Annotated in this window: 11 protein-coding genes and 1 tRNA gene; 1 reads left to right on the top strand and 11 read right to left on the bottom strand. The window is 69.1% G+C overall.

Annotated elements, in window-relative coordinates; all coding sequences use genetic code 11:
- Positions 1–40: 40 nt before the first annotated feature.
- From pknB to ACZ61C_RS13775, 7 genes are all read right to left on the bottom strand, one after another.
- The gene (gene pknB / locus ACZ61C_RS13805) at positions 41–2002 is read right to left on the bottom strand and encodes a Stk1 family PASTA domain-containing Ser/Thr kinase (protein ID WP_465306398.1); all 1962 of its coding nucleotides are present in this window, start codon (positions 2000–2002) and stop codon (positions 41–43) included.
- A complete protein-coding gene (locus ACZ61C_RS13800) occupies positions 1999–3312 on the bottom strand; it encodes a serine/threonine-protein kinase (protein ID WP_465306396.1) in 1314 nt (437 codons plus the stop codon). The genes pknB and ACZ61C_RS13800 overlap by 4 nt, the downstream gene beginning before the upstream one ends.
- Before the next feature lie 3 nt (positions 3313–3315).
- On the bottom strand, positions 3316–4785 hold the full coding sequence (locus tag ACZ61C_RS13795; RefSeq protein ID WP_465306394.1) for a peptidoglycan D,D-transpeptidase FtsI family protein: 1470 nt from the start codon (positions 4783–4785) through the stop codon (positions 3316–3318).
- The gene (locus tag ACZ61C_RS13790; protein ID WP_465306392.1) at positions 4782–6269 is read right to left on the bottom strand and encodes an FtsW/RodA/SpoVE family cell cycle protein; all 1488 of its coding nucleotides are present in this window, start codon (positions 6267–6269) and stop codon (positions 4782–4784) included. The genes ACZ61C_RS13795 and ACZ61C_RS13790 overlap by 4 nt, the downstream gene beginning before the upstream one ends.
- A complete protein-coding gene (locus ACZ61C_RS13785) occupies positions 6269–7666 on the bottom strand; it encodes a PP2C family protein-serine/threonine phosphatase (RefSeq protein WP_465306390.1) in 1398 nt (465 codons plus the stop codon). Before ACZ61C_RS13785 ends, ACZ61C_RS13790 begins: the two co-directional genes overlap by 1 nt.
- Positions 7663–8124 (bottom strand): FHA domain-containing protein FhaB/FipA, encoded by a 462-nt coding sequence (locus tag ACZ61C_RS13780; RefSeq protein ID WP_003079002.1) that lies wholly within the window; start codon positions 8122–8124, stop codon positions 7663–7665. Before ACZ61C_RS13780 ends, ACZ61C_RS13785 begins: the two co-directional genes overlap by 4 nt.
- A 100-nt stretch (positions 8125–8224) precedes the next feature.
- Positions 8225–9460, bottom strand: coding sequence for a DUF3662 and FHA domain-containing protein (locus ACZ61C_RS13775; protein WP_465306388.1), 1236 nt, complete (start codon positions 9458–9460; stop codon positions 8225–8227).
- Positions 9461–9591: 131 nt separating this feature from the next.
- On the opposite strand from ACZ61C_RS13775, the gene ACZ61C_RS13770 reads away from it, so the two are divergent.
- A tRNA-Leu gene (locus ACZ61C_RS13770) sits at positions 9592–9674 on the top strand.
- A 134-nt stretch (positions 9675–9808) separates the two neighbouring features.
- Here the strand turns inward: ACZ61C_RS13770 and ACZ61C_RS13765 are convergent.
- From ACZ61C_RS13765 to ACZ61C_RS13750, 4 genes are all read right to left on the bottom strand, one after another.
- The gene (locus tag ACZ61C_RS13765) at positions 9809–10093 is read right to left on the bottom strand and encodes a helix-turn-helix domain-containing protein (protein ID WP_465306386.1); all 285 of its coding nucleotides are present in this window, start codon (positions 10091–10093) and stop codon (positions 9809–9811) included.
- A complete protein-coding gene (locus ACZ61C_RS13760) occupies positions 10090–10440 on the bottom strand; it encodes a type II toxin-antitoxin system RelE/ParE family toxin (RefSeq protein ID WP_465306384.1) in 351 nt (116 codons plus the stop codon). Before ACZ61C_RS13760 ends, ACZ61C_RS13765 begins: the two co-directional genes overlap by 4 nt.
- A 324-nt stretch (positions 10441–10764) precedes the next feature.
- Entirely contained in the window at positions 10765–11574 is an 810-nt protein-coding gene (locus tag ACZ61C_RS13755; protein ID WP_465306382.1) for a hypothetical protein, read from the bottom strand.
- Positions 11575–11803: 229 nt separating this feature from the next.
- Complete coding sequence (locus tag ACZ61C_RS13750) at positions 11804–12544, bottom strand: S1 family peptidase (RefSeq protein ID WP_465306380.1); 741 nt, start codon at positions 12542–12544, stop codon at positions 11804–11806.
- Positions 12545–12551: the final 7 nt, after the last annotated feature.

Below are 12551 nucleotides of genomic sequence, written 5' to 3'. Positions count from 1 at the left end.
CCGCACGGCGAACCGTGCGGGCCCTTTCTTCGTCAGTGCGTCAGGGTGTGGTGGGTGTGGTCGTCGGGAACGGGAAACCGCCGTTGCCCTCCGAGACCGACACCGTGATCGCCTGGTCCTTGTCGATCTCGTTGCCCGCCTTGACGTCCTGCTTGGTGATCGTGCCCTCGGGCTTGTTGCTGGTCTTGTCGGACTGCTGCCGGAGCGTGCCGGTCCAGCCCATGCTCGCCAGCTTCTGCTGAGCCTCGTCGACCGTCATGCCGGAGAGGTTCGGCATCTCGATCTTGGTCTGGTCCGGGCCGGTGGACACCGTCAGCGTGATCAGGCTGCCCGCGGTCACCGAACCGCCGTTCGGGTTCTGCGTGATGACCGTGTCCTTCGGGACCGTGTCCGACGCCTGGTCGACGCGCTTCGTCTTGAAGCCCGCCGAGCGCAGCGACGAGTCGGCCGTCGAGTACGGCTTGCCCGTGAAGTCCTGGACCTGCTTGAGCTCCTTGGACTTGGCCACGGTGATCTTCACGCTGGTGCCCTCGGCGACCTCGGACGCCGCCGCCGGGGTCTGCGACTGCACCAGGCCCGCCTGGTTCGGGTCGTCGACCTCGACCTCGTCCACGTTCTGGTCGAGGGTCAGCTTCGCGTCGGTCAGCGCCTTTTCCGCTTGGTCGCGGGTCTTGCCCTTGAGGTCCGGCACGCTGGCCTTGCCCGGCGAGACCCCGACCGTCAGCACGATCTTCGTGCTGGTCGCCACCTCGGTGCCGACCGCCGGGTTGACCTGGATCACCTTGTTGATGTCGTCCTGGCTGCACTGCGGGCTGCCGTCGGTCGGCGCGACCCCGCAGGGGACGCTCTTGTTCTCGAAGCTCTGGAACCCCTTGGCGCGCAGCTGTTCCTGGGCCTGCGGCACCGACTGGTGCAGCACGTCCGGGATGGCGGCCGTGTCCGTCGTGCTCTTGAACGCGTTGGACAGCCACATGATCAGCAGCACCGCGCCCAGCACGAACACCGCGGCCAGCACGGCGAGGATCGTCCGGCGGCGGCGCTTGGCCTTCGGGTCCTCGTCGTCCGGCTCGTTGTACTCCTCGTAGCGCTGCGGCTGCCGCCGGTCGGCGTTCATCACCTGCGTGCGCTCGTCTTCGGACATCACCATCGGCGCCGCCGGGCGCTGTCCCGAAAGCGTGCGGACGAGGTCCGAGCGCATCTCCGCGGCCGACTGGTAGCGGTTCGCCGGGCCCTTCGCCAGCGCCTTCAGCACGACGGCGTCCAGCTCCGGCGCCACGGCCGGGTTGACCGACGACGGCGGGTTCGGGTCCTCCCGCACGTGCTGGTAGGCGACCGCGACCGGGGAGTCCCCGGTGAACGGCGGCTCGCCGGTGATCAGCTCGTACAGCACGCAGCCGGCGGCGTAGACGTCCGAACGGGCGTCGACCGACTCACCGCGGGCCTGCTCCGGCGACAGGTACTGCGCCGTGCCGATCACCGCGGCGGTCTGGGTCATCGCGGACTGGCCGTCGTGCATCGCGCGCGCGATGCCGAAGTCCATCACCTTGACCGCGCCGTTCTTCGTGATCATCACGTTGGCCGGCTTGACGTCGCGGTGCACGATGCCGTGGCGGTGCGAGAAGTCCAGCGCCGCGCAGACGTCCGCCATGACCTCCATCGCCCGCTTCTGCGACATCGGGCCTTCGGTCTTGACGATGTCGCGCAGCGTCCGGCCTTCGACGTACTCCATGACGATGTACGGCAGCGGCCCGAAGTCGGTGTTCGCTTCACCGGTGTCGTAGACCGCGACGATCGCCGGGTGGTTCAGCGCGGCGGCGTTCTGCGCTTCACGGCGGAAGCGCTCTTGGAACTGCGGGTCCCTGGCGAGGTCGGCACGGAGGATCTTGATCGCGACTTCCCGGCCGAGGCGCACGTCGTGGCCGTGATGGACCTCGGACATGCCTCCGTAGCCGAGCGTTTCGCCCAGCTCGTACCGGTTGGAGAGCAGTCTGGGTGTGCTCATCTCTGGGTGCCGTTCCATTCCGTCCAAGGTGTGGTCATGATGCCTTGCTGGCCATCGTCGGTCGTGCCGGGAGTGTCCGCCGGGTAAGCACTCGAAGCGGGCGGCTCCTCCGCGGGCGGCTGTCTGCCCGGGACCACCTGGCTCGTCGTCTGGCCGGTGCGTGGTGGCGAGCCGGAGCTGCCGATCATCTTCGCCACCAGCACGATGCCCGCCACCAGGACAACGAGCAGGATCGCCGCGAGGAGCGCCCACCAGCCCCATTGGGACTTCTTGCGGGGCACCGGCGCCATGGCCGGGCGCATGACCGGCCGCGACGGCGGGCCGATGGCGACCATCGGGTTCACCGCCGGCGACGGCGGGCCGCCGGGCATCTGCTGCGGCGGCGGTGGCGGGACCTGGTGCTGCGGCGGCTGTTGCTGCACCGGCTGCTGGCCGGTCGCGTACGCCGCGTTGACCAGCCCGGACGGCGTCGGCAGCGGCAGGCCGGCGCGCACCGCGGCGACGGCGTTCGCGAACTCGCCGCCGTTGTTGTAGCGCTGCCGCGGGTCCTTCACCAGCGTCGCCTCGATCACCGCGCGGGCTGCGGGCGGCACGTCGGGCGGCAGCGGTGGCGCGATGTCGCGGATGTGCATCATCGCGACCGTCACGGCGTTTTCCGACAGGAACGGCCGGTGCCCGGCGAGGCATTCGTACCCGCACACGGCCAGCGAGTAGACGTCGGACGCCGGCTCGGCCGGGTGCCCGAGCGCCTGCTCCGGCGCGATGTAGTGCGCGGTGCCCATGACCATGCCGGAGCGCGTGACCGGCGCCGCGTCGGCCGCCTTCGCCACGCCGAAGTCGGTGATCTTCACCTGGCCCGCCGACGTCACCAGGATGTTGCCCGGCTTGACGTCGCGGTGGACCAGGCCGTGGGAGTGCGCGGCCTGCAGCGCGTTGCCCGCCTGCTCCAGCATGTCGAGCGTGAACTCCGCCGACAGCCGCCCGTGCTTGGCCAGCAGCCCGGCCAGCGGGTCGCCGTCGACCAGTTCCATCACGAGGTACGCGATCGACAGGTCGCCGTCGAACACCGTCTCGCCGTAGTCGTGCACCGCGGCGATGCCGGGGTGGTTCAGGGAAGCCGTCATCCGCGCTTCCGTGCGGAAGCGGTGGAGGAACTCGGCGTCACCGGAGAGCTCGGCCTTGAGGATCTTGACGGCGACGGTCCGGTCCAGCCGGGTGTCGCTGGCCTGCCAGACCTCACCCATCCCGCCGACGGCGATCCGGCTCGTCAGCTTGTAGCGCTCGGCCAGCAGCTGACCGGAGGACAGCATGCGCTATCCACCCCCGAGTTTGGCGTTGATCGCCGCGCGGCCGATGTCCGCCGCGACGGTGCCGCCGGTGGCCGCGAGGCCGCGGTTGCCGCCGTCCTCGACGATCACGGCGACCGCGATCTGCGGGTCGTTGGCCGGGGCGAAGGCGGTGTACCAGGCGTGCGGCGCGGTGTTCTTGGAGTCCGTGCCGTGCTCGGCGGTGCCGGTCTTCGACGCGATCTGGATGTCCGGGCGCTTGCCGCCGCCCTTGGTGAAGCCTTCGGAAGCGATCATCATGTCCTTGAGGATCGCGGCGTTGGCCGAGGACAGCGCCGGCGTGCCGGTGAGCTCGGTGGGACTGTAGTCCTCGATGGTCGACAGGTCCGGCGCCAGCACCGACTGCACCAGCTGCGGTTTCATCGCCATGCCGTTGTTGGCCACGGTGGCCGCGAGCAGGCAGTCCTGCAGCGGCGTGAGCCGGACGTCGCGCTGGCCGATGCCGCTCTGGTAGAGCGCGCCCTGCGAGTCGAGCGGGCCGACCGTCGACGGCGCGACCTTCATCGGCACGGTCAGGTCGGTCTGCCCGATGCCGTAGTTCGCGGCCGTCTTCTTCATCTTGTCCGCGCCGAGCTGGCCGGCGAACTCCGCGAACGGCACGTTGCAGGAGTGCGCGAGCGCGTCCTTGAACGTCGTCCCGGGGCAGCCGGCGCCGGCGTAGTTCTCCAGCGTGACGTTCGTGCCGGGGAGCTTGGTGTTCGGCGCCGGGTTGACCGGCGTGTCCGGGCCCTTGCCGTCCTCGAGCGCGGCCGCCGCGGTGACCAGCTTGAACGTCGAGCCCGGCGGGTAGGTCTCCGAGATCGCCCGGTTCAGCATGGGCTTCTTCGGGTCCTTGTTGTTCGCGTTCCAGGCGTCGGTCTGCGCCTTGGAAGTGTGCGAGGCCAGCGCGTTCGGGTCGTACGACGGGGTCGAGACCATCGCGAGGATCCGGCCGGTCTTGGGCTCCATCGCGACGACGGCGCCGGTGTAGCCGCGCTGCGTCATCAGGTCGTACGCGGCCTTCTGCACGGCCGGGTCGATCGTCAGCCGGACGTTGCCGCCGCTCGGGTCGCGGCCGGTGACCATGTCCGAGAGCCGCCGCACGAACAGCCGCGGGTCGGAGCCGTTGAGGACGTCGTCCTCGGCGCGCTCCAGGCCGCCGGCGCCGTAGTTGATCGAGTAGTAGCCGGTGACCGGCGCGTACATCGCGCCGTCGGCGTAGGTCCGGATGTACTTGTACTTGTCGTTCGACGGGTTGACGCTGGCCAGCACCTCGCCGTTGGCCTGCGACACGATCTTGCCGCGCTGGCGGGCGAACTCGTCGTAGAGCACGCGGGCGTTGCGCGAGTCGGTGCGGTAGTCGTCGGCCTTCACCACCTGGATGTAGGTGGCGTTCGCGAGCAGCAGGACGACCATCACGAGCATCGCCATGCCGACCTTGCGGAGCGGGGTGTTCATGCCTGCGCGCCCCCGTCCGCCGAGGGCCGCTGCACGAGCACGGTGTGCGCTTCCGCGATCGGCGCCTGCTGCTGCGGCTGCGGCTTCGACCGGGTGGCGGGCTTGCGGGCGGCGTCGGAGATCCGGAGCAGCAGCGCGACCAGGATGTAGTTCGCCAGCAGCGACGAACCACCCTTCGAGAGGAACGGGGCGGTGATACCGGTCTCCGGGATGAGTTTCGTGACCCCGCCGACGACGACGAAGATCTGCATGACCATGGTGAACGCCAGCCCGCCGCCGAGCAGCTTGCCGAACGTGTCGCGGACGGCGAGCGCGCTGCGCATGCCGCGCATCGCGACCAGCAAGTACAGCATCAGGACCGCGGCCAGCCCGATGAAGCCGAGCTCTTCGCCGATCGCCGCGGTGATGAAGTCGGTGGCGGCCTCGGGCACCATGTCCGGCCGCCCGGCGCCGAGCCCGGTGCCGCCGACCCCGCCGGTGCCGAGCCCGAACAGGCCCTGCGCGAGCTGGTAGCCGCCGCCGGCGTCGTCGTAGGTGGCCAGCGGGTCGAGCCAGTTCGCGACGCGCTGCTGGACGTGCGTGAAGAGGTTGTACGCGATGACGCAGCCGGCGGCGAAGAAGCTGAGCCCGAGGACGACCCAGATGGCCCGCTCGGTCGCGACGTACAGCATCACCAGGATGACGCTGAAGAACAGCAGCGACGTGCCGAGGTCCTTCTCGAACACCAGGATCCCGATGCAGACGAACGCGGCGATCAGGATCGGGCCGAGGTCGCGGGCGCGCGGCAGCTCGACGCCGACGAGCTTCTTGCCCGCCACCATGAACAGGTCGCGCTTCGACACCAGGAACGAGGCGAAGAAGATCATCAGCAGGATCTTCGCGAACTCGCCCGGCTGGATCGAGAAGAACGGCAGCTTCAGCCACACCTTGGCGCCGTTGACCTCGGACAGCGAGCCCGGCAGCAGCGCGGGCAGCGCCAGCGCGACGATCCCGACCAGGCCCGCGGTGTAGCCGTAGCGGGTCAGCGTGCGGTGGTCGTTCACCACGACCAGCACCACGACGAAGAACACCAGCGAGATCACCGTGAACAGCACCTGTGCGGTGACGGCAGGCGTGTAGTCCTTGCCGTTTTGCACGGCCCGTTCGGCCAGCGCCAGGTCGATCCGGTGGATCATCACCAGGCCGATGCCGTTGAGCAGCGCGACGCAGGGGAGCAGCACCGGGTCCGCGTACGGCGCCCACTTGCGGACGGCAAGGTGCGCGGCGGCGAAGATGCCGAGGTACGCCAGCCCGAGCCAGAGGATCGACGCGGTGAGCTCCTGCTCCTGGTTCGCCTCGACCAGCACCAGCGCGATGGTGACGATGAAGGCCGCGAACCCGAGCAGCACCAGCTCGGTGTTGCGGCGGGTCGGGACCTCGCGCGGCGGGTTCGTCTGGAACTGCGCGGCGAGCGGCTCGGCGGCGCGCGCGGCGGGCTGGCTCATCAGTTACCGCCTCCCGTCGTCGGTGCCGTCGAACTCGGCGTCGAGCAGTCCCTCCCCGCTGGCTGGTTCGCCGACGACGGAGCGGTGGAACCGGCCGGAGCCGACGGGGTGGGCGTCGGCGTGGCCGAAGGTGTCGGCGTCGGGGACGTCTGGCCGCCCGCCGGCGCGCAGTTGTTCAGGCGCTTGTGCAGCTGCAGGAAGTCGTCGATGTACTTCCGGGCGTCGTCGAGGCTGTCCTTCTTGACGCCGTTCTGCACCGCCAGCCGCGCGTCTTCCTGGAGCGAGTCGACGCGCAGCTTGTCCGTGCACACCTGGTTGGGCGGGCACGAGCCCTGCTCGTAGGTGTGCAGGTCGATGCCGAGGATGCTGCCGGGGACGCCGCGGTAGATCACGACCTCCTGGTCCGCACCTTCGCCGACATAGTACTGACTCAGCACGAAGTACCGGGTGGCGATGGCGGCCGCGGCGAGCACCACGAGCACCACCAGCGCCCCGGCCAGCCAGCGGAACCGCTTCCGGCGCTTGGCCTTCGGATCTTCCCGCGGCTGCGGGAGCTCCGGGCGCGGCTGCGGCGCGGGCTGGGTCAGCGCCCGCGCCCGGGCCGCGGGCGAGTCGCCCTGGTGCAGCTCGTCGCTGCCGTCCCCGGCGGCGCCGCCCACGATGGGCGCGTCCTCACCGAAGTCGACGTCGACGACGTCGGCGATGATCACCGTGACGTTGTCCGTGCCGCCGCCCTTGAGCGCCAGCTCGATCATCCGGTCCGCGCACTGCTGCGGGTCCGGGATCTGCACGGCCTCGGTCAGCGTCTCGTCGCTGACCATGCCGGACAGGCCGTCCGAGCAGATCAGGTACCGGTCGCCGGAGCGGGCCTCGCGCACGGTCAGGCTCGGCTCGACCTCGTGCCCGGTGAGCGCCTTCAGCAGCAGCGACCGCTGCGGGTGCACCGCGGCTTCCTCGGGCGTGATCCGGCCCTGTTCGAGCAGTTCGTTGACGAAGCTGTCGTCGCGCGTGATCTGCGCGAACTGACCGCCGCGCAGCAGGTAGGCACGGGAGTCGCCGACGTGCACCAGCCCCAGCCGGGTGCCGGCGAACAGCACCGCGGTGAGCGTGGTGCCCATGCCGTCGAGATCGGGGTCCTGCGAGACGAGCTCGGCGATGGCGGCGTTGCCGTTCGCCACCGCTTCCCGCAGCTGGGCGAGCAGGTCGTCGCGCGGTTCGTCGTCGTCGAGTGGCGCGAGCGAGGCGATGACGACCTTGCTGGCCACCTCACCCGCCGCGTGACCACCCATGCCGTCGGCGAGCGCGAGCAGGCGAGGGCCGGCGTACACGGAGTCCTGGTTGCTCGAACGCACCAGGCCCCGGTCGCTGCGGGCTGCATAGCGGAGGACGAGAGTCATGGGCGAAGCTCGATCACCGTCTTGCCGATCCGGATGGGGACTCCGAGCGGGACCCGGAGGGGTGCAGTGACCTTAGCCCGGTCCAGGTAGGTCCCGTTCGTCGAGCCCAGATCTTCCACGTACCAGTCCTCACCGCGCTGGGCGATCCGGGCGTGCCGGGTCGACGCGTAGTCGTCGTCGAGCACCAACGTGGAGTCGTCGGCGCGGCCGATGAGGATCGGCCGCCCGTCCAGCGCGATGCGGGTCCCGGCGAGCGCGCCGTGGGTCACCAGCAGCTGCTGCGGTGACTTGCTGTTGCGCGGCTTCTTCTCCTTCTTGCGCCCGAAGGTCGGCACCTGGACGCGCATGCCCGACGCCGCGTAGAGGTCCGAGCGGACGACTCTGAGCGCGGCGAACACGAAGAGCCAGAGCAGCACGAGGAAGCCCACCCTGGTGAGTTGTACGACCAGCTCTGGCACTTGGTGTGTCCGCTCCCGACTCTTCCGTGCAGCCGCGACGCGGGTACGCCGCGGTCCCCCCGCACGTCAATTCTGCGGGAACAGTATTCCGTGCCCGGAGTCAGCCCTGTGTACGGAACACCAGGGACGAATGACCCACCCGGATGACGTCGCCGTCGGCGAGCTGCCAGGTCTGGACCGGAGTGCCGTTCACGGTCGTGCCGTTGGTCGACCCGATGTCGGCGAGCGTCGCGCTCTGGCCGTCCCAGGTGATCTCCAGGTGCCGGCGCGAGACGCCGGTGTCCGGGAGGCGGAAGTCGGCGTCCTGGCCGCGGCCCACGACGTTGCCACCCTGCTTGAGGGAGTACGTCCGGTTCGACCCGTCGTCCAGCTGCAGGCTCGCCGCGAGCTGGCGCCCGGCCGCGGGCTGGCCGTAACCGCCCTGCTGCTGGCCGTACGGGTCGCCGGCCGGCTGGCCGTACGCCTGCTGCTGGCCGTACTGGTCGTACCCGCCCTGCTGCTGGCCGCCGTACTGGTCGTAGCCGGGCGCCTGCTGCTGGCCGCCGTACTGGTCGTAGCCACCCTGCTGGTAGCCGCCCTGCTCGTAGCCACCCTGCTGGGGCTGGGCGTACCCGCCCTGGTCGTAGCCACCGCCCTGGGGCTGGGCGTAGCCACCCTGGTCGTAGCCGCCCTGCTGGGGCTGGCCGTAACCCTGGTCGTAACCGCCCTGCTGCTGGGCGTAACCCTGGTCGTAGGCCCCACCCTGCTGCGGCTGGCCGTACTGGTCGTAGCCGCCCTGCTGCTGGCCGTAACCCTGGTCGTACCCGGGCTGCTGGCCACCCTGCTGTCCGTAGCCGTATTGGCCCTGCTGGCCGTACGGGTCACCCTGGTCGTATTGGCCGTAGCCGGGGGGCTGGCTCATTGCTGGGTCTCCTGCGTTGCTGGGTCGTGCCGACCGTGGTGAACCGGCGCCTGAGGGGCGGGCGTCGGGATCGACGGACGAACGGGTCTTGAACTGTCCAGTATGCAGCGCCTCGTTGCGCTCGAGTGATACGACGACGTCACCATAGGTGTCCAGGCCTTCGGCGGCGAGGTGTTCCGCGACCGCCTTGGCGAGGACCTGGGTGACCCGTTGCTCGTCACCGGCCATGCGTTCGTGGTCAGCCGACCCCAAGGACACGATGTAGTGATTCGGGGCGAGCTGCCGACCGCCTGCCAGCTCACGAACGTTCTCCTCACTCTCCCGCTCGAGGGCGATCGCCACTTCCTGCGTGACGACGTTGCCACCGAACATGCGCGCGAAAGTGTTCCCCACCAGGTTCTCGAGTCGCCTGTCGAATCTCTCGGCGCGGCCCACCGGGGAAAACCTCCTCTGCACGTGTGCTTCCGCACCGATCCTATCCGGGTGAGCGAGCCTCGACACGGCCCCCGGTGAAACCCGCCCAAACGACCTGCTAGTCTTCTCCTCGCTGTCAGAGAGAAGCACTCGGGCGAGTGGCGGAATGGCAGACGCGCACGGTTCAGGTCCGTGTGTCCGAAAGGACGTGAGGGTTCAACTCCCTCCTCGCCCACTCGAAAAGGGCCCCGGCTGGCTGCCGGGGCCCTTTTTCGTGTTCTAGCGGCCGAGCGGACATCCGCGCTCAGGTGGGGAATATCACCCGTTTGGCTCTGCGTGGTGTTCGCTCACGGCGGACTTCCGGGTGTATCAGGCGGGAGTCAGCTCGATCGACAGTCGCATCTGAAGTGCCGCCGCGATGCGTTCGAGCACGGGCAGGGTCGGCACCGTGCCGCCGGCCTCGAACCTCGCCATCGCCGACTGGGTCATGCCGGCACGCTCGGCCAGTTCGGTCTGTGTCCAGCCGCGCTGCTCCCGCAGGACGCGGACCTCGGCTCCGAGCGTGTAGGCCAGTCGGGCCGCGTCGTAAGCAGGGTGGGCGCGGTCGACGCCGATCTCCTCGCGCAGCTCATGCCACGAGGTCCGATCGTTCATGACTCCTCCTCGTCCACGGTGTGCTTCTCGTCCTGGCAGACTCGCAACGCCCGCCTGGCCCGCTCGACCTGTGCGGTTTCCCGCATCTTCGTCTTCCACCACACGGTCATCAAGATGATCCGCTTGCCTGGCGCGATCCAGTAGCTGATCCGGGTGGGCTGGTCTCCGAGCCAGAAGCGGAGTTCGCGGAGCTTTCCATCGAGCTGCCGCGTGTACGGCTCACCGAGCAGTGGGCCACGCTCGGCCAGGAGGTCGATGTAGAAGGCGACGTGGTGGATCGCGTTCTCATCCAAGCACCTCAGCCAATCGCGAACCTCTTGTTCGAGTTCGATGGTACCCCAGTCCATAGCGTGGACGCTATATCGGAGGGTTGCCAGGGGCACGAGGGGTATCAGGGGGCGGGCAGGGCCCCGACCTCGGTGGTTCTTGGGCATCGTGAGTTCCTTCGAGAAGTCATCACGACACGACGGGACCCGATCGAGCGACATTGCCACCTTGACCAGGAGGGCGGCGTTAATGTGCACGCCAACGGGACCCGCGTGCCGCCCTCGACGACGTGCTTTTGTTGGTTCGAGTCGTCGAGGGTGTGGGGTTGTCGTTACAAGGCGCCGTCCACGGCCCGCTGCAACGGGACCAGTGGACGGCGCCTGCCCGGGCATGGAGCCCGTGGGTCAGTTCGCGGCAGCCGACTCTCCGACCGAAGGCACCAAGTAGCCGCCGTCGATCGCCGTCACGACCTCGCCAGTGCGCAAGAGCGCCTGCAACGCGGCATGCACGACCGTCGGGGAGTTGTCGACTGCTTCGGCCAGCGCGGTGAGTTGCCAGCTGCGGCCGGCCGATGCGCCCAGCACGCCAAGGATGCGCGCATCGAGGCTCGTGCCTAGCGTCTCTCGGATCGGATCATTGCTACAGGCGTCGTCTTCGAGCGAGTCTTTCGCTGTGATCGGATCAGTGGCAGGCCCCTGATCCGACGACGCGTCGACGTACTGGCGCTCGTCCATCGAAGAGCCGGGAAGCGCAGTCGAGTGCTGATACTTCCCCTTTTCCGGTCGGACGAGTTTGCCCTGCTTGTGCAGCCTTTGCAGGATGCTTCGGATGTACTCGATCCTGATGTGCGGCAGGTGGTTCTGCACTTGGCGGGCAACCCAGACTTGGTCGGGCTTGCCGGCGAGCAGCAGCCGGACACGATCGCTGTCATGTTCTTGACCACGATCGGCCGGCTCACCATCGCCGGCCGAAACGGGCTTACGTCGGGTGTCCGATCGGCGATCAGGCTTCTCGCCCGCATCGGTGGTGCACGCGTCGACCGCCGGGCGCAGCAACTCATCGAGGCCGTTGTGCAGATACTCACGCAACTGTCGCTTGTGTGCGATCTCCTGCTGCTGTTCCGAGACTCGCAGCTGTAGGGCCTCGATGCGTCCCAGCAGCTTGTCCTTCGTGGCTTCGGCCACGTCGATGGACTCGTCCAGCTGCCGGGCCACCGTGGCTATAACAAGATCACTAGGCCGGGACTTCATGCGGCGGAGACTAGTGGCAGTGTGATCGCACTTTTCGGCAATTCAGCGCGCCGAGCCGCACAGTCATCCGATCTGATGACCGTGCAGGGGTCTGAGCAGCACACGAGCTGTGCTGTGTGTGGAGGAGCCTGGAGGCTCTGTGCTGTGATGACTGGTGCTCACAGCACAGAGCCAGTGGCCGATCGGAGATTGGTCAAGACGCCGTTTTGGTGATCCAGGCCTTGAGGACGTCGGTGCGGCTCGTCGTCTCGATGCCCGCGTGGGGGCAGCCCGGGCCAGTGGCCTCCAGCGCGACCAGCTCGTCGCCGGTAAAGTACGGGGCTCCGGAGTCGTACGTGCAGGCGCTCGTCGTGATCTCCGGGGCCGCGCCGCGGACACCCAGCGTGGTCGGCTCCACTTTGGCGACCGCGACCGTGCCCTGCTGCAGGCGCGTCGCCGGCTTCGGGTCCGTGCTCGTGAGGCTGCCCCAGCCGGCGAGGGTCAGCTGGTCGCCCACCTTCGCGGCCTTCGTCGTGATCTTGAGCGGCTGCACCGTGGTCACCGGCGTGTCCAGGTGGGCCAGGGCGACGTCGTTCTCCTTGGCCTGGACCACCTCGGTCACCTTGCGGGCGACGCCGGACTCCGTCGCCTCGTCCACCAGGCCGAGGGTGACCGTCGTGGGGTACGGCGTCTTGCCGGAGACGCGGTTGCGGGCGGCGTCGTGGAAGCAGTGGCCGGTGGTCAGGAGCCAGGCGGGGGCGACCAGCGCGCCCGTGCAGAAGCTGCTGTAGGTCGAGCCGTCCGGACGCGGGATCTTCGTCATCGCGAGCTTCGCGACGAACCCGAACCGGCCGGGCGGCACGTCGGACCCGTGGGCGATCCCTGGCGCGGCCAAGGCGGCAGGGGCGGTGGTGATGGTCAGGACAGCAGCGGCGAGCACGGCGCGCAGGCGCATTCTTCCC

The sequence above is a fragment of the Amycolatopsis sp. NPDC104587 genome (assembly GCF_055583645.1).
The sequence above is the reverse complement of the archived record's forward strand: the minus strand, read 5'-3'. Positions and strand labels throughout refer to the sequence as shown.